Raw genomic sequence first — 24,099 nt, forward strand, 5'->3', positions numbered from 1 at the left:
TCCTTTGTTTAGCGAGTGGCCGTCAGGAACGGCATACCCGAATCAATTGAATGGCTATTAGTTAAGCGTGTCACTGCTGTGTATTCATCGCTATTGCTGATAATCACCGGCGTGGCCAGGTCGTATCCAGCATCCAGGATAGCCTGTCTGTCGAATTCAATGAGCAGGTCGCCTGGCTTAATTTTGTCCCCCACTTTCACATGGGTCGTGAAGTGCTGACCATTCAGTTTTACCGTATCAATACCAATGTGAATCAGTACTTCAATACCGCTATTGCTAAGTAAACCAATGGCATGACGTGTCTGGAATAGCGAAGCTACTTCACCATAGAAAGGTGCGATAACCTTGCCAGTGAGTGGAATGATTGCCGCCCCCTCACCGAGCAAACCACTGGCGAAGGTAGAATCAGGGACCTGATCCATCGCCAGAACGGTGCCGCTCATTGGCGCAAGAATGTCGTTTTCACTCGTGTTCGTCGCGACATTCTCTGTGGCTTCGCTGCGAGGTAATCCCGCAATATAGGTCAGCGCGCAAGCCAGCACCAAAGCCAGAACCATCCCAATAACCGCGCCCCAAACGCTGGCATCAATACCACCTGGCGGAATCATTTGCGCGATGGTGAAGATATTGGCAAAGCCAAATGAGTAGACGTTACTGTGGCTGAGCCCAACGATGGCACCACCACACGCTCCTGCTACACAGCCAAAAATAAACGGGCGACGATTCGGTAGCGTGACGCCATAAACTGCAGGTTCAGTAATACCAAAGATCCCGGCACTCACCGCTGAACCCGCCAGCATTTTCAGGCGTGTATCATGAGTTCGCAGGAAGACACCGAGACATGCGCCAACCTGGCCCATAATCGCCGGAAGCAGTAGCGGCAACAGTGTGTCGTGCCCAAATACCGATAAATTGTTAATCATCAGCGGCACCATGCCCCAGTGCAGGCCGAAGATAACGCACACCTGCCAGATAGCACCCATCACCGCACCTGCAAGCCAAGGGGCAAAGGCGTAAATCGCCTGATATCCATGCGCCAGCATCTGGCTAAGCCAGGTTGCCGCCGGGCCAATCAACAGGAAAGTCAGCGGTACGGTAATCGCGAGGCAAAACAGTGGGGTAAAGAAATTACGCACTGCAGAAGGCAGTAGCTTGTTGCCCTGCTTTTCCACCCAGCAACTTACCCATGCAGCAAAAATAATGGGAATAACAGATGAGCTGTAGTTAATAAAAGTAATGGGTATGCCGAGGAAATATTCAGTCGCAGCACCCGCATCTAGTGCCTGCATCACCACCGGGTGGGTTAACGCACCACCAATGGCCATGGTAATAAATGGATTTCCGCCAAATTTCTTGCCTGCCGTATAACCGAGCACCAGCGGGAAGAAATAAAACAGTGCGTCACTTGCCGCAAACCACAGTTTGTAAGTACCGCTGTCGGTCGCCAACCAGCCGAACACCACCGCCATAGCCAGTAAGCCTTTGAGAATACCGGAGGCCGCCATCACGCCAATAAACGGGGTGAAAACTGCCGAGACAATATCAATCAACCGGTTGAGCAGAGTGACTTTTTCACCTGATTCTTGTTCTTGTTGGGCCGTATCTTCCGTAATCCCCGCTTCAGCGCAAACGGCGTTGTAAACATCATGGACGTGGTTACCAATCACCACCTGGAATTGCCCGCCGCTTTCCACCACCATAATGACGCCAGGATTTTTTTTGAGCGCCTCCGCTGCGGCTTTTTTCTGGTCTTTTAACTTAAAACGCAGCCGTGTAGCGCAATGCACCAGGCTTGCTATATTCTCGCGCCCACCAACATGGGTCAGAATGTCTTTGGCAACCTCTTGATATCCCATAATGCTTTCCTTTCACCTTTCGGCATGTGTGTCTTGAGTAAAAAAAAACCTGAGACCAGCCTCCCGTGAAGGGAAGCCAGTGCTCAGGTTTTGCCTGCCGCAGCAGTAACAATCCGTTTTTATCACACGTCTTACGACGCGCTTTTATGAAGCTTTAAGGCTCTCTTTACGCACTCGCTCAATGTGAATAGCGAGAAACATAATCTCTTCCGTCGTCAGTTCGCGCTGGTATTCAGTCACCAAATGACGGCTAATTTTTTCAGCACAGCGCCATGCGTGGGGATAATTGTCTTTCACCGCCGCATGGAGGGTTAAGTCATCATCTGCCACCACGTTACGACTTAGCATCCGCTGGGCGAAAAACTTAAGATGCGTAACAAAGCGCTGATAACTCAAACTATCTTCGTCATACTCAAACCGTAGCTGGTATTTTACGATTTGCAAAATCTCCTGCATGACCCGGGTAACATGCATCACTTCGGGCATTTCGCTGTTTAGCTGCGCGGTGACCAGATGCAGCGCGATAAACCCGGCCTCATCTTCAGCGAGCTGCACATTAAGCCGTTTTCCAATCAGCTCTACGGCTTCCTGACCCAGCAAAAACTCTTTGGGATAAAGGCGCTTAATTTCCCAAAGCAGCACGTTACGGATTGTCACCCCCTTCTTTTGCCGCTCGATGGCAAAATGGCAGTGGTCGGTCAACGTGATGTAGAGGCTATCTTGTAACTTCCCCAACTTCTGGCGCGAAAGCTCGATGATGCGATCGCAGGTAGTCATCACTTCCAGCGGGATTTGGCTTAACAGCTCACCTAAACGCGCTACCAGTTCATCACTTTTCAGGGCAAACACTTTCTCTATCTTGTCGTTTTCCAGGGTGTCGCCGATATGCTTCTGAAAGCCCAGACCACGCCCCATAACCACTTGTTCACGTCCGTGTTCGTCAAGAATCACCACTACATTGTTATTGAGTATTTTGGCGATTTTCATCAGTACCCCAGAAACAAAAAAACCTGACATCCGGCAGGAGCCAGAAAATCAGGTTTTGCCTGCCGCAGCAGTAACAATCCAACTGGGACACTCTATCAGCTTCGAAATATCACTCAAATGAATGTATTGAAAATCGTGACGAAGATCGCGGCTTAATGCCTCCCTGTAGGAACACGGTATATCAGATCTTAAGCTTTGTTTTCGTCAGAGCATTCATAACATTGACAAATGGTTAGCGTGGTAATAATATCTCAATCAAATTAGAAGCCAACTAATCAAATTGAAAAGCGATTTTTAGCTTGACTGGAGTTGTAGTGATGTCCAGACGAAACAACGATGCAATGACAATTGATTGCATTTTGGATTGGATAGAAGAGAACCTGGAAGCTTCAATGTCAATTGAAAGGGTTTCAGATCGTTCAGGCTATTCGAAGTGGCACTTGCAAAGGATGTTTAAAAAAGAGACTGGCTATTCATTAGGCCAATACATCCGCAACCGTAAACTGACGGAGATAGCCCGCAGACTCAAACAAAACGATGGGTCAATTATCCATTTAGCCTATCTTTATGGGTTTGAATCACAACAATCTCTCACGCGCGCCTTCAAAAACTTTTTTTCCGTACCACCGCACAGATACCGTATTGCGCACGTAGAACGCGCAGAGGAAATGTATTTCCTCCGCATACCACATTCAATGCATTCCATCGCTTAAGCGGTAGATAGAAAGAGGGGTTATGAAAAGTTTTGTTTTGTTTGTCATTCTTCTACTGACATCGAATAACATTCTGGCGGAACAACCCAATAACTTTAACGCCTCCCAAAGTAACGAGGGAGAAATGGTTATTCCGCACACTGATGATCCTTACGATATCAATGCGCTCCATAATTATAGTGATAAATCTGAATCACTCTCTTCACCTTATTATAATGACAACATTATTTAATACTTTCATTGATAAAGAAAAATCCAGCATTTTTAATATTAATCCCTGGGGTAAGATTTCTCTCCCTGTACTTTTTTTACAACTCACTCTCTACAAATAAATCCGCTGAATTTTTACCTATTTGTGGTGGTAATACGCGAGTTAAAGGTTATGACTTACCCGAACCCTTTGGCGTTGGTGTGAACTATATTAACCGGTGACAGAATATTATTGTTGATGGGTGTGCAGTATGGAGTCATTCGCAATTTCAATTTTATTACAGAAGGTTTCATTGCCGAACGTATTAGTTTTATGCACCGGGATAATTCCGGTTTTAATATGCGGAATTATTGATTATGAAAACCCTTAATTTATATTCATCACTAAGAGCTAACCAACTCTCCCAGGCTATAAGAAATTTCATGCTGTATGCCCTTGATTATCTTTCTGCATGGAAAATTCATTGCAAATAAAGGTATTAACCATGAGCAAGCTTAACCATACCCACTGCAATCACTTTTGCCCGATTGATGGAACTAAAGGTCAATGCCAATTAAGCGGGAATATCATCATGAATAACGATCCGCGTTGCAGAAACTTCAGCGAGAGATTGTGCTGTAGACATTGCTACCATTTTTGTGATGCAACAGTACCCGCACTATGCTCAGGTCTAACAAAACTGAGCATAGTCGATGCCGACACCCATGCCGAACAATGCAATGCCTTTAAACCTTATTAGCCGATTAATTCTGGTGATGACACCAAAGCGTTAATGCCATAAACATTTCGTTTTCCAGGGTCTGCAATGCTAGTCACAATTATGCTGGATACTTCAAATACAAATCAAAGCCGTTGAATAGATGATGCAATATCTTTCGATGTTTTCAATGTGCGAATTTCAGCAAAAACATCCGTCGCTTCAACATATTCTTTACGCAAATACCCCAGCCACTGCTTGATGCGCGCAACGTGATACATACCGGTGTCGCCCTGCTTTTCGAGCTGGCTATATTTTTGCAGAAGTTTCACTACATCCGGCCATGGCATACGCGGCTCGTTGTATTTAATCACGCGGCTTAAATTGGGGATATTCAACGCGCCGCGGCCGATCATCACGGCATCACAGCCCGTTGCCGCCATGCAATCTTGCGCACTTTGCCAGTCCCAGATTTCGCCGTTGGCAATCACCGGAATCGATAACCGTTTGCGGATTTCACCAATTGCTGCCCAGTTAATACGCTCGGCTTTGTAGCCATCTTCTTTGGTACGTCCGTGAACAACAAGTTCAGTAGCACCGGCCTGCTGCACCGCATCGGCAATTTCAAACTGCCGCGCATCGCTGTCCCATCCGAGTCGAATCTTAACGGTTACGGGTAAGTGCGCAGGCACGGCCTCACGCATCGCTTTCGCACCACGGTAAATCAGATCGGGGTCTTTGAGCAGTGTGGCACCGCCGCCGCTACCATTCACCAGTTTGGATGGGCAGCCGCAGTTAAGATCAACCCCCCAGGAACCTAGCTCCACCGCACGCGCAGCGTTTTCAGCCAGCCATTGTGGATGTTGCCCCAGGAGTTGAATACGCACTAACGTACCGGATGATGTACGGCTCGACTGATGAAGTTCTGGGCAAAGTTTATGGAAGGATTTTGCCGGCAAAAGCTGGTCGACCACACGCAAGAACTCGGTGATACACAAGTCGTAGTCATTGACCTCTGTCAGCAGTTCACGAACCAACGAGTCGAGAACCCCTTCCATCGGCGCGAGTAGTACACGCATAGCGTTTTTCCGGTAAAAAAAGAGGCGCTATGTTAGCGCCTCTTTATGAGTTGGCAAAGCCTAATTAATTATGCGGACGCAGGCTTACGAGCTGGACGGCGACGGCCGTTTGCACCAGCAGGTTTAGCGGCACCATCACCCTGTGGGCGTGATGGGCGACGTGGTGCGCTGCTGCGATCGGATGATGCACCGGCATTGCCACCACGACGTTGACCCTGGCCCTGACCACCGCCGTTGCCACGACCGCCACCACGTTGCTGCTGGCGACCGTTAACGATAGGCTCGGCTGGAATGGATGGGTCCACTTCATAACCTGGCAGCGCCATACGCGGAACTTCACGTTTAAGCACGCGTTCGATATCACGCAACAGTTTGTGTTCATCAACACAAACCAGAGACAGCGCTTCACCCGTTGCTGCTGCACGGCCAGTACGGCCAATACGGTGCACGTAATCTTCCGGTACGTTTGGCAGTTCGTAGTTCACAACATGTGGCAGTTCTTCGATATCAAGACCACGCGCGGCGATGTCAGTTGCCACCAGCACACGAATGCCACCGTTTTTGAAGTCAGCCAATGCACGTGTACGCGCGCCCTGGCTCTTATTACCGTGAATAGCCGCTGCGGTGATACCGTCTTTGCCCAGCTGTTCTGCCAGGTGGTTTGCACCATGTTTGGTACGGGTAAACACCAGCACTTGCTGCCAGTTACCTTCACCAATCATCTGAGACAGCAGTTCTCTTTTACGTTTCTTATCAACGAAATGAACGTGTTGAGTCACTTGCTCGGATGCGGTGTTACGACGCGCAACAGACACTTCTTCTGGATTATGCAGCAGCTTTTCAGCAAGACCCTTAATCTCATCAGAGAAGGTCGCGGAGAACAGCAAGTTCTGGCGACGCGCAGGCAATTTAGCCAGCACACGACGGATATCGTGGATAAAGCCCATGTCCAGCATGCGGTCAGCTTCATCCAGCACCAGGATTTCTACCTGATCGAGTTTCACAGCGTTCTGGTGTTCCAGATCTAACAGACGGCCAGGTGTTGCCACCAGTACATCTACACCGCTGCGCAGTTTCATCATCTGCGGGTTAATGCTCACGCCGCCGAAAACCACCAGCGAACGGATATCTAAATACTTGCTGTAGTCACTCACGTTTTCGCCAATCTGAGCGGCAAGCTCACGAGTTGGCGTCAGGATGAGCGCACGAACCGGGCGACGACCTTTGGCATGCGGCTGATTGTCGACCAGGCGCTGCAAGAGCGGCAAGGTAAAGCCAGCTGTTTTACCGGTGCCGGTTTGGGCACTGGCCATCAGGTCACGACCTGCTAAGACGACCGGGATCGCCTGGCGTTGAATAGGGGTAGGCTCACGATAGCCCTGCTCTTCCACTGCACGCAGAATATCGGCGTTCAGGCCGAGAGAATCAAAAGACATAGGTACTCCAGAATCGCCCTGACCGCGAGGTGCGGTGTAGTTTCCAGGGGTTCATATGACGCCAGTCATTCTGGCGCGAGAGAGGGGCACAAACCACGGTGCCGTAAGCCGCGCAGTGTAACAGGTTTTGTGACTTTGCGCACAAATTCTATTTTTCGACACATTCACAAGATAATTGTTGGGAACTGGACACTTGGGTATCAGGAGCCTACTCTTAATCAATCGATTGATTAACTTCTTAAGAGGTCGGTATGAATGCAACACCGACGCCTGCAACTTCCCGCGGCGAGCACGCAAAAAATACGCTGATTGCTTCCGCTATCGCCCAGTTTGGTGAGTATGGTCTACACGCCACCACTCGCGATATTGCCGCCCTTGCCGGGCAAAATATTGCCGCCATCACCTACTATTTTGGTTCAAAAGAAGAGCTGTATATGGCATCCGCGCAATGGATAGCCGACTTTATTACGCAAAATTTCAAGCCTCATGTCGAACGCGCCGAGGCTATTCTCAACCAGCCACAGCCCGATAAATCACAAATTCGCGAGCTCATTCATACAGCTTGCGAACATATGATTGTCCTGCTGACCGCCGATGAAACACTAAACCTCAGCAAGTTTATTTCCCGCGAACAGCTCTCGCCGACTCCCGCTTATCAACTGATTCACGACCAAGTGATTGCACCAATGCATACGCATCTGACATGCCTGGTCGGGCGATATACCGGGCGCCACCCGGATGATACTGAAACAATTCTGCATACCCATGCGCTGCTCGGACAGATACTGGCTTTTCGACTCGGGCGAGAAACCATTCTGCTGCGCGCCGGGTGGCCAACGTTTGATAAAGAGAACGTGAAACAAATCAGCGATGTGGTACGCAGCCATATCGATTTCATTTTGCAGGGGTTATCAATGGAACGAGGAAATGCCAGCAATGAAAAGTAAAATGCCAATAATTATTGTGGCGCTGGTGGCGCTTATCGCGGCGGGACTTGGCGGTTGGTACTGGTACAAAAGCCAGCAAGACCAAGGCCTGACACTGTATGGAAACGTGGATATTCGCACCGTTAATTTGAGCTTCCGCGTTGGCGGGCGTCTTGCGGCGTTACAGGTTGACGAAGGTGATGCAATCAAAGCCGGGGAAACGCTGGGCGAGTTGGATCAAGGGCCGTATCAAAACTCATTGCTGCAAGCGCAGGCGAATGTCGCAGCGTCCCAGGCAAAATTTGATTTGATCATCGCCGGTTACCGTGACGAAGAAATAGCTCAGGCCGCAGCGCAGGTAAACCAGGCACAGGCCGCTTTTGATTACGCGCAAAACTTTTATCAGCGCCAGCAAGGTTTGTGGGCGCGCCGGGTTATTTCTGCCAACGAACTTGAAAATGCCCGTTCATCAAGCGACCAGGCGAAAGCGACGCTGAAAGCCGCGCGCGATAAGTTAAGCCAGTACCGCACCGGTAACCGCCCACAGGAAATTGCCCAGGCACAAGCCAGCTTGCAACAGGCGAAAGCGCAGCTCGCTCAGGCGCAACTGGATTTACAAGACACCACACTCATCGCGCCATCTGACGGCACGCTGCTGACCCGCGCGGTTGAACCTGGCACCATGTTGAACGCCGGAAGCACCGTGTTAACCCTCTCCCTCACCCGCCCGGTTTGGGTGCGGGCTTACGTCAACGAGGTGAGTCTGAATCAGGCAAAACCAGGCACAGAACTGCTGGTTTACACCGATGGTCGCCCGGATAAGCCCTATCACGGCAAGATTGGCTTTGTCTCCCCAACAGCTGAATTTACTCCGAAAACTGTTGAAACACCTGATTTACGCACCGACCTGGTTTATCGCCTGCGAATTATTGTCACCGATGCCGACGACGCCCTGCGCCAGGGAATGCCGGTCACCGTGAAATTCAATGACGAGAAAGCACATGAGTAGCCAGGACGGTATCATTCGCCTGCAAGGGATAATGAAGCAGTTCCCCGGCCAGGAAAAACCGGCTGTGGCACGCCTTGAGTGCGAGATTCATACTGGTTCAGTGACAGGCCTCGTCGGCCCAGATGGCGCGGGGAAAACCACGCTGATGCGCATGCTGGCGGGGCTGTTAAAACCAAGCGAAGGGAATGCCAGCGTAATCGGCCTCGATCCCATAGAAGATGACCGCGCGTTACATGCGGTTCTGGGATACATGCCGCAAAAGTTTGGCCTGTACGAAGATTTAACCGTGATGGAAAACCTGACGCTGTACGCCGACTTACGTGGTGTAACCGGGGAGGAACGCGAAAAAACCTTTAAGCGGCTGCTGGAATTTACCGCCCTTGGCCCTTTTACCACGCGGCTTGCAGGGAAGCTCTCCGGCGGGATGAAGCAGAAACTCGGCCTCGCCTGCACACTAGTCGGCCAGCCAAAAGTACTACTGCTTGATGAACCCGGCGTTGGCGTCGACCCGATTTCACGCCGTGAATTGTGGCAAATGGTGCATGAACTGGCAGGCGACGGCATGCTGATTCTTTGGAGTACTTCATACCTCGACGAAGCCGAACAGTGCCGCGATGTGCTACTGATGAACGAAGGCGAGCTGTTGTATCACGGTGCCCCTAAAGAACTGACGCAGCAAATGGCTGGACGCTCGCTGCTGATAACTCATAGTGATGAGAATAACCGCAAGTTGCTGCAACGTGCGCTTAAATTGCCGCAGGTCAGCGATGGCGTGATTCAGGGCCGTTCGGTGCGTCTGATACTCGCCAAAGACGCCTCCGTTGAACAACTCACCCAGGCGCTGAATGTGCCGCCAGAAAATATTTCACAAACCGAGCCACGCTTTGAAGATGCGTTTATCGACCTGCTAGGCGGCGCGGCAACCCAGGAATCTCCGCTAGGGAAAATTCTGCATACTGTGGAAGGAAAGTCTGGGGAAACCGTTATCAAAGCCGAATCACTCACCAAAAAATTCGGTGATTTTGCTGCCACGGATAACGTTGATTTCACCGTCCAGCGCGGGGAAATTTTTGGCCTGTTAGGGCCAAATGGTGCTGGAAAATCCACCACTTTTAAAATGATGTGTGGCCTGCTGGTGCCAACTTCAGGCAAGGCTCTGGTGCTGGATATGGACTTAAAAACCAGCTCAGGAAAAGCTCGCCAGCATCTTGGCTATATGGCACAGAAATTTTCGTTATACGGCAACCTTACCGTGGAACAAAACCTGCGATTTTTCTCCGGCGTGTATGGCCTTCGCGGCAAAGCTCAGGAGGAGAAAATTAACCGAATGAGTGAAGCTTTCAGTCTAAAACCCATCATGAACAGCTCAACAGATGCGCTACCCCTCGGCTTTAAGCAGCGTCTGGCGTTGGCCTGTTCGCTGATGCACGAGCCAGATATTTTGTTCCTTGATGAACCAACATCGGGCGTTGACCCAATCACCCGCCGTGAGTTCTGGCTGCATATCAATAGCATGGTGGAAAAAGGCGTGACCGTTATGGTGACCACGCACTTTATGGATGAAGCCGAATACTGTGACCGCATCGGGCTGGTGTATCGCGGTAAGTTAATAGCCAGCGGCACACCGGATGACCTGAAAGAACAAGCCGCCGACGACGAGCAAACTGACCCAACTATGGAGCAGGCATTTATTACGCTTATCCATCAATGGGATAAGGAGCACGAAAATGAGCGAGCATAATCAAGCCGTTTCCTGGCGGCGCGTACGCGCTCTGTGCGTGAAAGAAACACGCCAAATCGTGCGTGACCCAAGCAGTTGGCTGATTGCAGTGGTTATCCCACTGTTGTTGCTGTTTATTTTTGGCTATGGCATCAACCTCGACTCCAGCCGTCTGCGGGTTGGTGTGCTGTTGGAGCAGCAAAGCGAAGAAGCGCTGGATTTCGCCCATACCATTACGGCCTCACCCTATATCGACCCAACCATTAGCGACAACCGCCAGCATCTTATTCAACTGATGCAGGCAGGGAAAATTCGCGGTCTGGTGGTTATCCCTACTGATTTTGCGCAGAACATGGCACGAGCTGGGGCTACGGCACCTGTGCAAGTGATTACCGACGGAAGCGAGCCCAATACCGCCAACTTCGTGCAGGGATACATGGAGGGGATTTGGCAAATTTGGCAGCAACAGCGGGCGGAAGATCGCGGTGAAAAGTTTGAGCCGTTAATTGACGTGCAACTACGTTATTGGTTTAACCCGGCGGCTATCAGTCAGCATTTTATTATTCCTGGAGCCATTACCATCATCATGACGGTGATCGGCGCGATCCTGACCTCGCTGGTGGTAGCGCGCGAATGGGAGCGCGGCACTATGGAAGCGCTACTCTCAACCCAAGTGACACGCACCGAGTTGCTGCTGTGCAAACTGCTGCCTTATTACGTGCTGGGTATGCTGGCGATGCTGCTGTGTATGTTGGTATCGGTGTTTATTCTTGACGTGCCTTTTCGCGGTTCGCTGCTGATTCTGTTCTTTATCACCAGCCTATTTTTACTGAGCACGCTTGGCATGGGGCTGCTGATTTCCACGATTACTCGCAACCAGTTTAATGCAGCGCAGGTCGCGTTAAACGCCGCGTTTCTACCGTCGATTATGCTGTCTGGCTTTATCTTCCAGATTGACAGTATGCCGGCGATTATCCGCGCGGTGACTTATATCATTCCGGCGCGCTATTTCGTCAGTACGCTGCAAAGCCTCTTTCTGGCGGGAAATATTACGACCGTGTTAGTCATCAACGTGTTGTTTTTAATTGCCTCGGCGGTGATGTTTATCGGCCTGACGGCACTTAAAACCAAGCGCCGCCTTGATTAGGTACAACTGACTAAAGGCGTAATTGTTGCAGCCAGTTTGGGCGCGGACAGCGCGGAGGAACCGGAGCGTACATGAAGTACGTGAGGATTCCGAGCACTGATCAAACCCAAAATGGCAAATAAAATAGCCTGTTAATGGGGAAAGTGATGCTATATCGACTCTGGACACTGATTCGCAAAGAACTGCAATCCCTGCTACGCGAACCGCAAACGCGAGCGATCTTGATTTTGCCTGTGGTATTGCAGGTCGTACTGTTCCCGTTTGCCGCAACGCTTGAAGTCACTAACGCTACTATCGCGATTTATAACGAAGATAACGGCAGCCATTCGGTTGAACTCACCCAACGCTTTGCCCGTGCTAAAGCATTTAGCCATGTATTGCTGCTGAAAAGCCCGCAGGAGATCCAGCCGACAATCGACAACCAAAAAGCGCTGCTGCTGATTCGCTTCCCGGCAGAGTTTTCACGCGATATCGCCAGCCAGCAACCGGCAAAACTACAAATTATTCTCGATGGGCGTAACTCCAATAGCGCGCAGATTGCGGCAAATTACCTGCAACAGATCGTCAAGAATTACCAACAGGAACTGGTCTCTGGGCAGCCAAAACCGAATAACAGCGAATTGGTGGTTCGCAATTGGTACAACCCTAATCTGGATTACAAATGGTTCGTGGTGCCGTCGCTGATTGCCATGATCACCACCATCGGCGTGATGATTGTTACCTCGCTTTCCGTGGCTCGCGAACGTGAACAAGGCACGCTTGACCAACTGCTGGTTTCCCCACTGGCAACCTGGCAAATATTTGTCGGCAAAGCGGTGCCTGCGCAAATTGTGGCGATTGGCCAGGCAACCATCGTGCTAGGGGTTGGGATATGGGGTTATCACATTCCGTTTTCCGGCTCGCTGCTGCTGTTTTACTTCACGATGCTGATTTATGGCTTGTCGTTGGTGGGGTTTGGTTTGCTTATCTCGTCCCTGTGCTCAACACAACAGCAGGCATTTATCGGGGTATTTGTCTTTATGATGCCGGCGATTTTGTTGTCAGGCTATGTGTCGCCTGTCGAGAATATGCCAGTGTGGTTGCAGAATCTGACATGGGTAAATCCGATACGGCATTTCACCGATATCACTAAGCAGATTTATTTGAAGAACGCGAGTTTTGACATTGTGTGGGGAAGTGTGTGGCCACTATTGGTTATAGCGGCCACAACGGGTTCAGCGGCGTACTGGATGTTTCGGCGCAAAATCGCCTGATGCCTTATCTTTAACCAGCAGTGAATAAATAATCGGCCCGGCAATCATTGCCAGGCCTGCGCCTGCCAGCAGAAATTTGTTTTCGACCACGCGTGATAATAGCCACAGCACGATCATCGCATTGCCGAAATACCAGGTGGTAGTCAGCTCTTCAAGAAAATCACCAATGTCACGTAACCGCCCAGAGCGTACACGCTGGAGGGCGAACATTAAAATTACTGTTGCTGCATACAGCAAACATAAGCCAATCCCGACCGGTATGAGGGAGGCAGTTTTCCAGCCAACGAGCAGTAAACAAAGCACAGAAAGATGCAGCATTATCTGCCAGCAGCTTAGGCCTGTTGTCACTTGTACACGTTGTTGCCATTTCATTATTTCTCTCCTGGCCGCTATTTCCTGTCATTCAGAGTACCGCAGTATGCGGAAAATTCCGTAACCCGGCACCTATTTGTGACAGAGACTACACTTTATTTTCATCAGGATGTTAACAATGCCGGGAGAAGCATGAGTAATAAGTCTCAGCACCTATCCTTTAAAGTGCTCACAATTAATACACACAAAGGCTTCACCGCACTCAACCGACGTTTCATTTTGCCGGAGTTGCGTGATGCAGTACGTGCAGTTTCTGCTGACATTGTCTGTTTGCAGGAGGTGATGGGGGCTCACGAAGCACACTCACTGCATGTTGATAACTGGCCGGATACCAGCCACTACGAATATCTCGCCGATACAATGTGGAGCGATTTTGCCTATGGTCGCAACGCGGTCTATCCCGAAGGCCATCACGGCAATGCCGTATTATCTCGCTTCCCTATCAGCCAGTATGAAAATCGCGATATTTCTGTAGAAGGCCACGAAAAGCGCGGCATGCTGCACTGCCAGATAAACCTACCGGGTGCCAATATTCGTGCGCATGTTATTTGTGTGCATCTCGGTTTGCATGACGCTCACCGCCAGGCGCAACTCAATATGCTCTGCCAACTGGTGAATGAACTGCCAGAAGGCGAGCCAGTAATAGTGGCTGGCGATTTTAACGACTGGCAGCAACGCGCTAACCGGCAATTAAAGCAAACCGGATTGGATGAGGTATTTACCCGCGCATCTGGCCGCCCGGCACGCACCTTCCCTGCCCGCTTTCCGCTACTTCGCCTCGATAGAATTTATGTGAAAAATGCGTCCGCGAGTGAACCAACGGCGCTGCCATTGCGACAGTGGCGGCATCTCTCCGACCATGCGCCATTAGCCGTGGAGATTCATATATGAAAAATAACTGGCGTGACGGGAACCGAATTACATTACTCGAAAACGGTGACCAGTTTTTCCCGGCGGTATTTAAAGCCATCGAAAATGCACGCAGCAAAGTGATCCTCGAGACATTCATCTGGTTTGAAGATGATGTTGGAAAGCAATTACATGAAGTTTTGCTTACTGCTGCCCGTCGTGGCGTGAGTGTCGAAGTCTTGCTTGATGGCTATGGTTCGCCAGATTTAAGCGATGATTTTGTCAGCCAACTGACTACCGCCGGAGTGATGTTCCGCTATTACGATCCGCGCCCGTTGGTGTTTGGCATGCGTACTAATTTGTTCCGTCGTATGCACCGCAAAATCGTGGTCGTGGATGGCATCATTGCATTTGTCGGCGGTATTAATTATTCCGCGGAACAGATGAGTGATTACGGCCCGGAGGCGAAGCAAGATTACTCGGTCAAAGTTGAAGGACCGGTGGTGGATGATATTCACCAGTACGTGATTTCTAACCTGCCCGGCCACGACAATAAACGCCACTGGTGGCGACGCCGCCGTAATCCGGCACAAGAAAACCTGACGCCCGGTGAAGCACAAGCGTTGTTTGTCTGGCGTGATAACAACCAGCATCGCGATGATATCGAGCGTTATTACCTGAAAATGCTCAGTAAAGCGAAGCGTGAAGTGATTATTGCCAACGCCTATTTCTTCCCAGGCTACAGGCTGCTTCACGCAATGCGAACTGCATCTCGTCGTGGCGTTTCGGTGAAATTGATTGTGCAGGGCGAGCCTGACATGCCGATTGTCAAAGTCGGCGCACGCCTGTTGTACAACTACTTAGTGCGTTCCGGTGTGAAAATCTTTGAATATCACCGCCGCCCCCTGCACGGCAAAGTCGCCATCATGGATGACCATTGGGCAACGGTCGGCTCCAGCAACCTTGACCCGCTGAGTTTGTCGCTAAATCTTGAAGCGAATTTGATTATTCACGACCGCACATTCAATGACACGCTGCGTGCCAATCTAACCGGGTTGATTGCCGAAGATTGCCACCCGGTTGTTGAGTCGATGCTGCCAAAACGCACCTGGTGGAATTTGGGTAAGAGCGTGCTGGCATTCCACTTCTTGCGCCACTTCCCGGCGATGGTCGGTTGGTTACCCGCACATACGCCAAAACTTGCGCAAGTGATGCCACCAGCGCAACCACATATGGAAACGCAGGATCGGGTTGAGACAGATAATCCGGGGGTGAAATACTGATGTCGCACTCGCATCCCAAATGGCGCAAAGCGAAGAAGATACTCACCTGGCTATTTTTCATCGCCGTTATCGTGCTACTGACGGTGTATGCAACGAAGGTTGACTGGGAAGAAGTCTGGAAGGTTATCCGCAACTACAACCGCCTGGCACTGTTTAGCGCAGTCGGTCTGGTCATTTTGAGCTACCTGATTTACGGCTGTTACGATTTACTGGCGCGGTCGTATTGCGGGCATAAACTGGCAAAGCGCCAGGTGATGTTGGTATCTTTTATCTGTTATGCCTTTAACTTAACGTTGAGCACCTGGGTTGGCGGCATTGGCATGCGCTACCGGCTCTATTCACGGCTTGGTCTGCCCAGTGCCACTATTACGCGCATTTTTTCGTTAAGTATTTCGACTAACTGGCTCGGTTATATTCTGCTGGCCGGCATGATTTTTACCGTCGGCGTGGTGCAACTACCGGAGCACTGGTACATCGATGAGACGACATTACGGATTTTAGGTGCCGTTCTACTGGCGATCATCGCGGTGTATTTGTGGTTCTGCGCCTTTGCTAAACATCGCCATATGACGATAAAAGGCCAGCGCCTGGTGCTGCCATCATTTAAGTTTGCTCTGTTGCAACTGGCAATTTCAGGTGCCAACTGGATGGTTATGGGCGCGATTATCTGGCTATTGCTTGGTCAGGATGTGAATTACTTCTTCGTGTTAGGCGTGCTTTTGGTCAGCAGTATTGCCGGGGTAATTGTGCATATTCCTGCCGGGATCGGCGTGCTAGAGGCGGTGTTTATCGCGCTACTGGCAGGGGAGCATGTTAGCAACGGCACTATTATTGCCGCCCTGCTCGCCTATCGAATGCTCTATTTTATCGCACCACTGCTGCTGGCGATTGTTTGCTATTTAGGGCTTGAGAGTCGGGCGAAGAAGATGCGAGTGAAGAACGAGAAGAATATTCAGGAGAGTTCGTAAGAATTAGGGTGGATGTCGCTTACGCGCATCCACCCTACATAATCATCGAAATTAACGGCGGTTGCCGAAAATACGCAACAACATCAAGAACAAGTTGATGAAGTCGAGATACAGGGTCAATGCGCCAAGAATTGAATATTTGCGCATAGTTTGCGTATCACGGGTATCAATTTGTTCACCGATATTTTTCAGCTTCTGGGTGTCATAAGCCGTCAGACCAACAAAGACAATCACGCCGATATAGGTTACAGCCCACATCAGCGCCGTGCTTTTCAGCCACATGTTCACCAGTGAAGCCAACACAATACCGATCAGCGCCATAAACAGCATATTGCCAAAACCGCTGAGATCACGCTTGGTGGTGTAACCGTACAGGCTCATGGCCCCGAACATCCCGCCTGCGACGACGAAGGTGCTGGCAATGGACGAGTAGGTATAGACGATAAAAATGCTGGAAAGCGTCAGGCCCGTTAATGCCGAATAGAGCATAAACAAGCTGGTTGCCATACCTGCGCTGAGCTTATGCACCATGCCCGAGAGCACAAACACTAAACCCAACTGCACGATGATAAGCCCGAAGAAAGTGATTTTACTGGAAAAAACGAATTCCATTACTGCTGGGGTATTCGCCGCATACCAGGCGACAAATGCCGTCAGTAACAGGCCGCAGGTCATCCAGCCATAAACTTGTGCCATATATGCCTGCAAGCCGGTACGGGCCTGCTGCACGATGGTGCCATTGGAGCGTGGGAATCGATCCATGATGCTTCCTTAAGTGAATTACGTTGACCGAATTTCAGGCTTTAAAGCCTGTGCCTTAAGATTAACACAACTGCGCGAAGGTGCCTGTTACCAGCGTTTTGCCGCTTGCTTGTCAGTCTCACGCGCTTCGACCCAACGATCGCCGTCAACTGTGGCTTCACGCTTCCAGAACGGCGCTCGCGTCTTCAGATAATCCATAATGAATTGTGCAGATTCAAACGCTGAGCTGCGATGAGCTCCGGTAACACCGACAAAAACAATTTCGTCGCCAGGCCATAATTCCCCGATGCGGTGAATCACGCTTACGCGTTGCAGCGGCCAGCGAAGGCGCGCTTCTTCGATAATTTCAGCCAGCGCTTTTTCCGTCATACCCGGATAGTGTTCGAGAGTTAACGCACTCACGCTATCGCCAAGATTATGATTGCGCACTTTGCCGGTGAAGGTCACTACCGCACCATCTTCATCGCACTGAGCAAGCCATTGGTACTCGTCGCCAACGTTGAAGTTTTCATGGCTTACGCGGATTCGGGTGTTTTCCATTTCAGCCTCCGGTAACCGGTGGGAAGAAAGCGACTTCATCACCGTCGGTAAGTGGATGGTCGAAACTCACCAGCGTCTGGTTCACGGCGGCGAGCAATTTCCCCGACTCCAGAGCCAGCGCCCAGCGTTCGCTTTTGGCTGCAAGGCTCTCACGCAGCTGTTCAACATCGCCAAAAGTGGCGTCTAGCTGCAGTTGGTCACAATCGACCAATTCACGCACCTGGGCAAAAAACAGGACCTTAATCATTGCTCTCAACCTTAAAGTCGCCAGACTTGCCGCCACTTTTTGCCAGCAAACGCACCGGGCCAATCACCATATCTTTTTGCACGGCTTTGCACATATCGTAGATGGTTAACGCAGCGACCGATGCGGCAGTCAGCGCTTCCATTTCCACGCCGGTTTTACCCGTCAAACGGCATACAGATTCAATGCGCACGCGGTTATGTTCTGGTTCAGCGGCTAAATTCACTTCGACTTTGCTGAGCATCAGCGGGTGGCAAAGGGGGATTAAATCCCAGGTGCGCTTCGCAGCCTGAATCCCGGCAATACGCGCCGTGGCAAATACATCACCTTTGTGGTGACTACCTTTAATAATCATGGAGAGCGTTGCAGCTTCCATAGTGATAAACGCTTCAGCACGTGCTTCGCGCACCGTTTCAGTTTTGGCGGAAACATCAACCATGTGCGCTTCGCCTTGCGCATTAATATGAGTCAGTTGCGACATAGTTTATTTCTTGAGATGTGGGTGGAAATTACAAGGGCGCACGCGGGCATCCAGCTGTGGCTGAATGATATTTTCCCACGCGGTATGACATGCTTTGGTTGAACCTGGCATAGCAAAAATCAGCGTACGGTTAGCGATGCCTGCCAGCGCGCGCGATTGCAGCGTTGAGGTGCCGATTTCTTCAAAAGAGAGCATGCGGAACACTTCACCAAAACCTTCGATTTCGCGGTCAAACAGCGGCAGTAATGCTTCTGGAGCCTGGTCACCATCGGTAAAACCAGTGCCACCGTTAATCAACACCACCTGAACTTCATCATCAGCAATCCACTGGGAAACCTGAGCGCGAATCGCGTAACGGTTTTCTTTCACAATCGCTTTGGCAACAATGTGGTGGCCGGCGTCAGTTGCCGCTTCACGCAGATAATGACCGGAGGTGTCGTCTTCTTCGCCACGGCGGCTTGAGACGGTCAGAATGGCAATATTTACCGGGACAAATTCGCTACTTATCTGGCTCATTGTTATCTTCCTTTTTATACCCAAAATTATTGGGGTACAGCGGGTTTTAGCCGCCGATATAAGACAGGTTTTGAGTGATGCCGGTATCACCGTCATGCAGGAAATGGGTCTGTTTCTTGTGCGTTAAAGCTTCAGCGATGCGCGCCTCAAGCTCGTCGATTTGCCCGTCATCCGCTAATAGGTCGCGCAGGGAAATGCCCTGTTCGCCAAACAAACACAGATGCAAATTGCCGACCGATGACACACGCAGACGGTTGCAGCTGGCACAGAAATCTTTTTCATACGGCATGATCAGGCCAATTTCACCCTGATAATCCGGATGGCAAAAGACCTGCGCCGGGCCATCGCTGCGGCTGCGAAGCTGGTGAACCCAGCCGCGAGTCAGAAGCTGGTCGCGAATGGTTTTGCCCGAAATGTGGTGTTTACGAAACAGATCGCCGCCGTCGCCGGTTTCCATCAGCTCGATAAAGCGTAGCTGGATTGGACGGGTTTTGATCCACGCAAGGAAGGTATCGAGTTCGTGGTGATTTACATCGCGCATTAGCACGGTGTTCACTTTTACACGTTCAAAACCTGCGGCAAAAGCGGCATCAATGCCATCCATCACCTGGCGGAATTTATCCTGCCCGGTAATGGCGTGAAACTGGCGGGCATCGAGGCTATCGACGCTAACATTCACCGCAGTCAGTCCGGCATCACGCCACTGCTGAATATCACGCGCAAGGCGATAACCATTTGTGGTCATCGCAATCTGGCGAATACCGGGGTTTTCACGCACAGCGGCGATAATGTCAGTGAAGTCTTTACGCAAAGAGGGTTCACCACCTGTCAGGCGTACTTTTTCAGTACCCAGGGCGGCAAAAGCGCGGGTTACACGGCGAATTTCATCGACGTTGAGGAAACTTTTGTTCGCCACACCATGAGGCTTGTAGCCATCTGGCAGGCAATAGTTGCAACGAAAATTGCAAACGTCGGTAATAGATAGACGCAGGTAAAAAAACTTACGAGCGAATGCATCGGTAAGTTGGCTAGCCATGTACACCTTCCAAATACGGGAGATGCAGTCATTTCTTTCTGCACCCTGGTGACTCAAGGTCACGGCCAAAGCACCGTATCTTTCGACTTAGGTCCAGAGGCTTAGTGTGTTTAGAACGATAGTAGCGCGTGGGGCAATTATTCGCCATAGCAGCTTTCGTTATATAAATATATATATAGCGAGCTAATCGTTCAATTTCGCCACAGACTACGCGAAAAGTGAACTTTTGCTTTGATATACATCATTATCCTCCGAGGCTGAATCGTATTCCGCACTCTTTTGCGCTACCTTATTTCGATAGTTCGTCATAAGGAATAGTTATGCGCAATCGTACGTTTGCGGATTTAGACCGGGTGGTCGCCCTTGGCGGTGGGCACGGTCTGGGCAGGGTTATGTCATCCCTATCCTCTCTTGGTTCACGCTTAACCGGCATTGTTACCACAACCGATAATGGTGGCTCGACAGGTCGTATCAGGCGCTCTGAGGGAGGCATTGCCTGGGGCGATATGCGCAACTGTTTAAATCAGTTAATTACTGAACAAAGCGTTGCTTCTGCTATGTTTGAGTACCGTTTTGGCGGTAATGGTGAACTTTCCGGGCATAACCTAGGAAACTTGATGTTAAAGGCATTGGATCACCTAAGCGTAAGGCCTTTAGAAGCCATTAATTTAATTCGTAACCTGCTAAAAGTGGATGCGTTTCTAATCCCGATGTCTGAACACCCTGTGGATTTGATGGCAACAGACGCAGATGGCCATTTTATTTATGGTGAAGTGAATATTGACCAGCTTTCTTCACCTCCCCAGGAGTTATCGCTATACCCAAAAGCGCATGCTACCCGCGAAGCTGTTCAGGCTATCTCCGAAGCAGATCTTATTCTGATTGGCCCCGGTAGTTTTTACACAAGCTTAATGCCGATACTTTTGCTGGAAGATATGGATCAAGCATTGCGCAGGACTCCTGCACCAGTAGTGTTTATCGGCAATCTGGGTAAAGAACTAAGCACCGCGGCCGCCAGCCTGTCGCTTGGGCAGACACTGGACATCATGGAGCAGCGCATCGGGAAACGTATTGTTGATGCGGTGGTGGTTGGCCCGCAGACCGACGTATCTGAAATTACCGATCGTCTAGTCATTCAAGAGCCGCTGGAAGCGGTTGATATTCGTTATCGCCACGACCGGCATCTGCTACGCCAGGCGTTGGAAAAAGCTATTCAGCAGCTCGGATAAAACAACGCCTTCTTCACGAAGGCGTTTTTACTACGACGTTGCAATAAACAACTGCCGCAACTGATGGAGCTGGTCACGGATCTGCGCGGCCTCTTCAAATTCCAGGTTTTGCGCATGCTCCAGCATCTTCCCTTCCAACTGGTGAATTTTCTGCTGCAAGGCTTTTGGCGTCAGGATGATTTCATCATCTTCAATCACGCTGCGAGCTTTACTCTTCATCCGGCCTTTGGTTTTCGCCATGCCTTCACCAAGCTGAAGGACATCGACGACTTTCTTGTTCAGTCCTTGCGGCGTAATACCGTTTTCTTCGTTGTAACGCTGCTGTTTTTCACGGCGACGTTCAGTTTCACCGATAGCCTTAGCCATTGATGCTGTGATTTTGTCGCCGTACAGAATCGCTTTCCCGTTGATATTACGTGCCGCACGGCCAATGGTCTGAATTAGCGAACGCTCGGAACGCAGGAAGCCCTCTTTATCGGCATCCAGAATCGCTACCAGCGACACTTCAGGCATATCCAACCCCTCACGCAGCAAGTTGATGCCCACCAGCACGTCGAACTCGCCAAGGCGCAAATCACGGATGATTTCCATACGCTCTACGGTATCGATATCTGAGTGCAGGTAACGCACCCGCGAGCCGTGCTCTTCGAGATATTCGGTTAAGTCTTCGGCCATGCGCTTGGTAAGCGTGGTGACCAACACGCGTTCGTTAACCTCAACGCGTTTGCGAATCTCAGAAAGTAGATCGTCAACCTGAGTACCGACCGGGCGAACTTCGATAATCGGGTCTAATAAGCCAGTTGGTCTGACGACCTGATCGACAACATCGCCGCCCGATTTTTCTAACTCGTAATGGCTTGGTGTTGCCGAAACATAAATTGTTTGCGGTGCCAGAGCTTCAAACTCTTCAAATCTCAGCGGGCGGTTATCAAGTGCTGATGGCAAACGGAAGCCATACTCCACCAGTGTTTCTTTGCGCGAACGGTCACCTTTGTACATTCCGCCGATTTGCGGAATTGTCACGTGGGACTCGTCAACAATTAGCAAACCATCTGCTGGCAGGTAATCGAAAAGCGTAGGAGGTGGCTCGCCAGGACCGCGCCCCGAAAGGAACCGCGAATAGTTTTCGACACCAGAACAGTATCCCAGCTCGTTCATCATCTCTAAATCAAACTGGGTACGTTGCGAGAGGCGTTGCTCCTCAAGCAATTTGTTATTCGCCAGCAGCACTTTTCTACGATCTGCAAGCTCAACTTTGATCTCTTCCATGGCTTGCAGAATACGTTCACGCGGTGTGACGTAGTGCGATTTTGGATAGACTGTGAAACGCTGGATGGCCTGGTCAACCTGCCCGGTCAGGGGGTCAAACAGCGACAACCGTTCTACTTCTTCATCGAATAGTTCCACGCGTAATGCCAGGTCGTCTGATTCGGCCGGGAAGATATCAACCACTTCACCGCGCACACGGAAAGTACCACGCTGGAATGCCTGGTCGTTGCGGGTATATTGCAGTTCAGTCAGGCGACGTATTATAGAGCGCTGATCGATGATCATCCCTTTGGTCAGGTGAAGCATCATCTTCAGATATAAATCCGGGTCGCCCAGGCCGTAAATTGCCGACACAGACGCCACCACAATCACATCCCGCCTCTCAAGCAATGCTTTGGTTGCCGATAACCGCATCTGCTCAATATGTTCGTTAACCGAAGAGTCTTTCTCGATAAATGTATCGGAACTTGGGACGTAGGCTTCTGGCTGGTAGTAGTCGTAATAAGAGACGAAGAACTCTACCGCGTTATCCGGAAAGAACTCTTTCATCTCACCATACAGCTGCGCGGCCAGCGTTTTGTTAGGAGCCAACACCATAGTGGGGCGTTGTAAATCAGCAATCACATTTGCCACGGTAAAGGTTTTACCAGAGCCCGTCACACCCAATAAAGTCTGATGGGCAAGCCCGTCTTCCAGACCTTCTTTAAGGCGACGAATGGCCTCTGGCTGATCGCCAGAAGGTTTAAATGCTGAATTTAATTTGAACGCTTTACTCATGAAGAGGCTACCTGATGAAGAAACGAGCGGGCCGGAGGATAATTTTACTCGGCACAGAAAATTTTGCCAGAAAATAATACTGGATGAAAAACCAGTTCCTCACTAGCGCGTTTAAGATACTTCCCCGCTTTACCGTCTGGTTTGCCGGTAAAATACTCTACTCACAGATATTTCAGCTGACCAAAATGGTTATCCCCAGATTTTTTTACCTTTTAACATTTGTCAAGCAGTGTCATAAAAGCGTAAGGAACATCTGTGGCACTTTTATTGCAACGATTGATTTTATTCAACTGATTGATTTAAAGCAGTTATTTAAGAAAGTCTGGTTTCGCGCCAATTCATGCGCAACCCGCGCCGGCTCTCGCTTACCACAAGTTTTCTAACTCTAATGCACATGGTTATCCACAGGAATAGTGGATAAGTGCTCTCAGCCCTTTTGCAGCGCACACCGCAAAAAACCATAAATTCTCTGTGCCGGGGCCCAAAAATATTTTTCATCATTATTTTTACTCTTTTTGGACTTACCTGATGCCTGCCATTTCTTATGATCCTGCTCACGAATTGCGCATTTCTATGGAGCAGTAGTCTGGTGTTGCACCAAACACACCAAAAATCAGGCACCGACAAAGTGCATTCTGATTTCCGAGTCGTAGAAGCCGAAGGCTTATTCAACCATTTTCATGAGGCTTTTCTCAAAGTTGCATTGTTCTGGTCAGCAAACGAGTTAATGGCAAGGTAA

23 protein-coding genes and 1 riboswitch are annotated in these 24,099 nt (G+C 50.1%); of the genes, 11 read left to right on the forward strand and 12 right to left on the reverse strand.

Going from position 1 to position 24,099, the window contains the following annotated elements:
• Window positions 1-8: 8 nt before the first annotated feature.
• Entirely contained in the window at window positions 9-1,856 is a 1,848-nt protein-coding gene (gene bglF, locus EDF88_RS06760) for a PTS beta-glucoside transporter subunit IIABC (RefSeq protein ID WP_134183658.1), read from the reverse strand.
• A 144-nt stretch (window positions 1,857-2,000) separates the two neighbouring features.
• Entirely contained in the window at window positions 2,001-2,843 is an 843-nt protein-coding gene (bglG, locus tag EDF88_RS06765) for a transcriptional antiterminator BglG (RefSeq protein WP_134183660.1), read from the reverse strand.
• A gap of 317 nt (window positions 2,844-3,160) precedes the next feature.
• Here bglG and EDF88_RS06770 point away from each other — a divergent pair, with 317 nt between their 5' ends.
• Complete coding sequence (locus EDF88_RS06770; protein ID WP_134183662.1) at window positions 3,161-3,556, forward strand: helix-turn-helix domain-containing protein; 396 nt, start codon at window positions 3,161-3,163, stop codon at window positions 3,554-3,556.
• Window positions 3,557-3,578: 22 nt separating this feature from the next.
• On the forward strand, window positions 3,579-3,788 hold the full coding sequence (gene marB / locus EDF88_RS06775; RefSeq protein WP_064517260.1) for a multiple antibiotic resistance regulatory protein MarB: 210 nt from the start codon (window positions 3,579-3,581) through the stop codon (window positions 3,786-3,788).
• 822 nt (window positions 3,789-4,610) lie between these two features.
• Here the strand turns inward: marB and dusC are convergent.
• Both dusC and rhlE read right to left on the reverse strand, forming a co-directional pair.
• Window positions 4,611-5,543: a tRNA dihydrouridine(16) synthase DusC gene (gene dusC / locus EDF88_RS06785; RefSeq protein WP_134183666.1), complete on the reverse strand. Its 933-nt coding sequence runs from the start codon at window positions 5,541-5,543 to the stop codon at window positions 4,611-4,613.
• 68 nt (window positions 5,544-5,611) lie between these two features.
• Entirely contained in the window at window positions 5,612-6,979 is a 1,368-nt protein-coding gene (rhlE, locus tag EDF88_RS06790; RefSeq protein ID WP_134183668.1) for an ATP-dependent RNA helicase RhlE, read from the reverse strand.
• A 251-nt stretch (window positions 6,980-7,230) separates the two neighbouring features.
• On the opposite strand from rhlE, the gene cecR reads away from it, so the two are divergent.
• The 5 genes from cecR (at window position 7,231) to EDF88_RS06815 (ending at window position 13,034) form a co-directional block, all read left to right on the forward strand.
• Complete coding sequence (gene cecR / locus EDF88_RS06795) at window positions 7,231-7,926, forward strand: transcriptional regulator CecR (RefSeq protein ID WP_134183670.1); 696 nt, start codon at window positions 7,231-7,233, stop codon at window positions 7,924-7,926.
• Window positions 7,916-8,914: a secretion protein HlyD gene (hlyD, locus tag EDF88_RS06800; RefSeq protein ID WP_064517248.1), complete on the forward strand. Its 999-nt coding sequence runs from the start codon at window positions 7,916-7,918 to the stop codon at window positions 8,912-8,914. Before cecR ends, hlyD begins: the two co-directional genes overlap by 11 nt.
• Window positions 8,907-10,655 carry an ATP-binding cassette domain-containing protein gene (locus tag EDF88_RS06805; RefSeq protein ID WP_134183673.1) on the forward strand — a complete coding sequence of 583 codons (1,749 nt, stop codon included), beginning with the start codon at window positions 8,907-8,909 and terminating at the stop codon, window positions 10,653-10,655. The genes hlyD and EDF88_RS06805 overlap by 8 nt, the downstream gene beginning before the upstream one ends.
• A complete protein-coding gene (locus EDF88_RS06810) occupies window positions 10,642-11,781 on the forward strand; it encodes an ABC transporter permease (RefSeq protein WP_134183675.1) in 1,140 nt (379 codons plus the stop codon). The genes EDF88_RS06805 and EDF88_RS06810 overlap by 14 nt, the downstream gene beginning before the upstream one ends.
• Before the next feature lie 146 nt (window positions 11,782-11,927).
• Window positions 11,928-13,034, forward strand: coding sequence for an ABC transporter permease (locus EDF88_RS06815; protein ID WP_064517240.1), 1,107 nt, complete (start codon window positions 11,928-11,930; stop codon window positions 13,032-13,034).
• Here the strand turns inward: EDF88_RS06815 and EDF88_RS06820 are convergent.
• A complete protein-coding gene (locus tag EDF88_RS06820; RefSeq protein WP_064517237.1) occupies window positions 12,996-13,406 on the reverse strand; it encodes a YbhQ family protein in 411 nt (136 codons plus the stop codon). The two genes, EDF88_RS06815 and EDF88_RS06820, sit on opposite strands and share 39 nt — an antisense overlap.
• 132 nt (window positions 13,407-13,538) lie before the next feature.
• Here EDF88_RS06820 and EDF88_RS06825 point away from each other — a divergent pair, with 132 nt between their 5' ends.
• From EDF88_RS06825 to EDF88_RS06835, 3 genes are read left to right on the forward strand one after another with little or no spacing between them, the layout of a single operon-like run.
• Complete coding sequence (locus EDF88_RS06825; protein ID WP_064517234.1) at window positions 13,539-14,297, forward strand: endonuclease/exonuclease/phosphatase family protein; 759 nt, start codon at window positions 13,539-13,541, stop codon at window positions 14,295-14,297.
• Complete coding sequence (gene clsB / locus EDF88_RS06830) at window positions 14,294-15,538, forward strand: cardiolipin synthase ClsB (protein ID WP_134183677.1); 1,245 nt, start codon at window positions 14,294-14,296, stop codon at window positions 15,536-15,538. Before EDF88_RS06825 ends, clsB begins: the two co-directional genes overlap by 4 nt.
• Window positions 15,538-16,506 carry a YbhN family protein gene (locus EDF88_RS06835; protein WP_064517228.1) on the forward strand — a complete coding sequence of 323 codons (969 nt, stop codon included), beginning with the start codon at window positions 15,538-15,540 and terminating at the stop codon, window positions 16,504-16,506. Before clsB ends, EDF88_RS06835 begins: the two co-directional genes overlap by 1 nt.
• A 51-nt stretch (window positions 16,507-16,557) precedes the next feature.
• Here the strand turns inward: EDF88_RS06835 and EDF88_RS06840 are convergent, their stop codons facing one another.
• From EDF88_RS06840 to moaA, 6 genes are all read right to left on the reverse strand, one after another.
• Window positions 16,558-17,268 (reverse strand): Bax inhibitor-1/YccA family protein, encoded by a 711-nt coding sequence (locus EDF88_RS06840; protein WP_134183679.1) that lies wholly within the window; start codon window positions 17,266-17,268, stop codon window positions 16,558-16,560.
• An 87-nt stretch (window positions 17,269-17,355) separates the two neighbouring features.
• Window positions 17,356-17,808, reverse strand: a complete 453-nt coding sequence (moaE, locus tag EDF88_RS06845; protein WP_134183681.1) for a molybdopterin synthase catalytic subunit MoaE — start codon at window positions 17,806-17,808, stop codon at window positions 17,356-17,358.
• A 1-nt stretch (window position 17,809) separates the two neighbouring features.
• A complete protein-coding gene (gene moaD / locus EDF88_RS06850) occupies window positions 17,810-18,055 on the reverse strand; it encodes a molybdopterin synthase sulfur carrier subunit (protein WP_064517222.1) in 246 nt (81 codons plus the stop codon).
• Window positions 18,048-18,533, reverse strand: coding sequence for a cyclic pyranopterin monophosphate synthase MoaC (gene moaC, locus EDF88_RS06855; protein WP_134183683.1), 486 nt, complete (start codon window positions 18,531-18,533; stop codon window positions 18,048-18,050). The genes moaD and moaC overlap by 8 nt, the downstream gene beginning before the upstream one ends.
• A gap of 3 nt (window positions 18,534-18,536) precedes the next feature.
• Window positions 18,537-19,049 carry a molybdenum cofactor biosynthesis protein B gene (moaB, locus tag EDF88_RS06860; protein WP_064517216.1) on the reverse strand — a complete coding sequence of 171 codons (513 nt, stop codon included), beginning with the start codon at window positions 19,047-19,049 and terminating at the stop codon, window positions 18,537-18,539.
• 46 nt (window positions 19,050-19,095) lie between these two features.
• Complete coding sequence (gene moaA, locus EDF88_RS06865) at window positions 19,096-20,085, reverse strand: GTP 3',8-cyclase MoaA (RefSeq protein ID WP_134183685.1); 990 nt, start codon at window positions 20,083-20,085, stop codon at window positions 19,096-19,098.
• Window positions 20,073-20,204: riboswitch (molybdenum cofactor riboswitch) on the reverse strand. Its footprint overlaps the gene before it by 13 nt.
• 201 nt (window positions 20,205-20,405) lie before the next feature.
• Between moaA and yvcK the strand changes: the two genes are divergently transcribed.
• Window positions 20,406-21,314 carry a uridine diphosphate-N-acetylglucosamine-binding protein YvcK gene (gene yvcK, locus EDF88_RS06870; RefSeq protein ID WP_064517210.1) on the forward strand — a complete coding sequence of 303 codons (909 nt, stop codon included), beginning with the start codon at window positions 20,406-20,408 and terminating at the stop codon, window positions 21,312-21,314.
• A gap of 30 nt (window positions 21,315-21,344) precedes the next feature.
• Here the strand turns inward: yvcK and uvrB are convergent, their stop codons facing one another.
• Window positions 21,345-23,360 carry an excinuclease ABC subunit UvrB gene (uvrB, locus tag EDF88_RS06875; RefSeq protein ID WP_064517207.1) on the reverse strand — a complete coding sequence of 672 codons (2,016 nt, stop codon included), beginning with the start codon at window positions 23,358-23,360 and terminating at the stop codon, window positions 21,345-21,347.
• Window positions 23,361-24,099 lie beyond the last annotated feature (739 nt).

The organism is Buttiauxella sp. BIGb0552 (assembly GCF_004366275.1).
Taxonomy (GTDB): Bacteria; Pseudomonadota; Gammaproteobacteria; order Enterobacterales; family Enterobacteriaceae; genus Buttiauxella; species Buttiauxella gaviniae.

Coding starts and splice junctions, on each gene's coding strand:
- bglF (WP_134183658.1), bottom strand. CDS start 1,856: ATGGGATATCAAGAGGTTGCCAAAGACATTCTGACCCATGTTGGTGGG.
- marB (WP_064517260.1), top strand. CDS start 3,579: ATGAAAAGTTTTGTTTTGTTTGTCATTCTTCTACTGACATCGAATAAC.
- hlyD (WP_064517248.1), top strand. CDS start 7,916: ATGAAAAGTAAAATGCCAATAATTATTGTGGCGCTGGTGGCGCTTATC.
- EDF88_RS06815 (WP_064517240.1), top strand. CDS start 11,928: ATGCTATATCGACTCTGGACACTGATTCGCAAAGAACTGCAATCCCTG.
- clsB (WP_134183677.1), top strand. CDS start 14,294: ATGAAAAATAACTGGCGTGACGGGAACCGAATTACATTACTCGAAAAC.
- EDF88_RS06805 (WP_134183673.1), top strand. CDS start 8,907: ATGAGTAGCCAGGACGGTATCATTCGCCTGCAAGGGATAATGAAGCAG.
- moaA (WP_134183685.1), bottom strand. CDS start 20,085: ATGGCTAGCCAACTTACCGATGCATTCGCTCGTAAGTTTTTTTACCTG.
- bglG (WP_134183660.1), bottom strand. CDS start 2,843: ATGAAAATCGCCAAAATACTCAATAACAATGTAGTGGTGATTCTTGAC.
- moaC (WP_134183683.1), bottom strand. CDS start 18,533: ATGTCGCAACTGACTCATATTAATGCGCAAGGCGAAGCGCACATGGTT.
- moaE (WP_134183681.1), bottom strand. CDS start 17,808: ATGGAAAACACCCGAATCCGCGTAAGCCATGAAAACTTCAACGTTGGC.
- moaD (WP_064517222.1), bottom strand. CDS start 18,055: ATGATTAAGGTCCTGTTTTTTGCCCAGGTGCGTGAATTGGTCGATTGT.
- EDF88_RS06825 (WP_064517234.1), top strand. CDS start 13,539: ATGAGTAATAAGTCTCAGCACCTATCCTTTAAAGTGCTCACAATTAAT.
- EDF88_RS06810 (WP_134183675.1), top strand. CDS start 10,642: ATGAGCGAGCATAATCAAGCCGTTTCCTGGCGGCGCGTACGCGCTCTG.
- EDF88_RS06820 (WP_064517237.1), bottom strand. CDS start 13,406: ATGAAATGGCAACAACGTGTACAAGTGACAACAGGCCTAAGCTGCTGG.
- yvcK (WP_064517210.1), top strand. CDS start 20,406: ATGCGCAATCGTACGTTTGCGGATTTAGACCGGGTGGTCGCCCTTGGC.
- rhlE (WP_134183668.1), bottom strand. CDS start 6,979: ATGTCTTTTGATTCTCTCGGCCTGAACGCCGATATTCTGCGTGCAGTG.
- EDF88_RS06835 (WP_064517228.1), top strand. CDS start 15,538: ATGTCGCACTCGCATCCCAAATGGCGCAAAGCGAAGAAGATACTCACC.
- EDF88_RS06770 (WP_134183662.1), top strand. CDS start 3,161: ATGTCCAGACGAAACAACGATGCAATGACAATTGATTGCATTTTGGAT.
- cecR (WP_134183670.1), top strand. CDS start 7,231: ATGAATGCAACACCGACGCCTGCAACTTCCCGCGGCGAGCACGCAAAA.
- moaB (WP_064517216.1), bottom strand. CDS start 19,049: ATGAGCCAGATAAGTAGCGAATTTGTCCCGGTAAATATTGCCATTCTG.
- uvrB (WP_064517207.1), bottom strand. CDS start 23,360: ATGAGTAAAGCGTTCAAATTAAATTCAGCATTTAAACCTTCTGGCGAT.
- dusC (WP_134183666.1), bottom strand. CDS start 5,543: ATGCGTGTACTACTCGCGCCGATGGAAGGGGTTCTCGACTCGTTGGTT.
- EDF88_RS06840 (WP_134183679.1), bottom strand. CDS start 17,268: ATGGATCGATTCCCACGCTCCAATGGCACCATCGTGCAGCAGGCCCGT.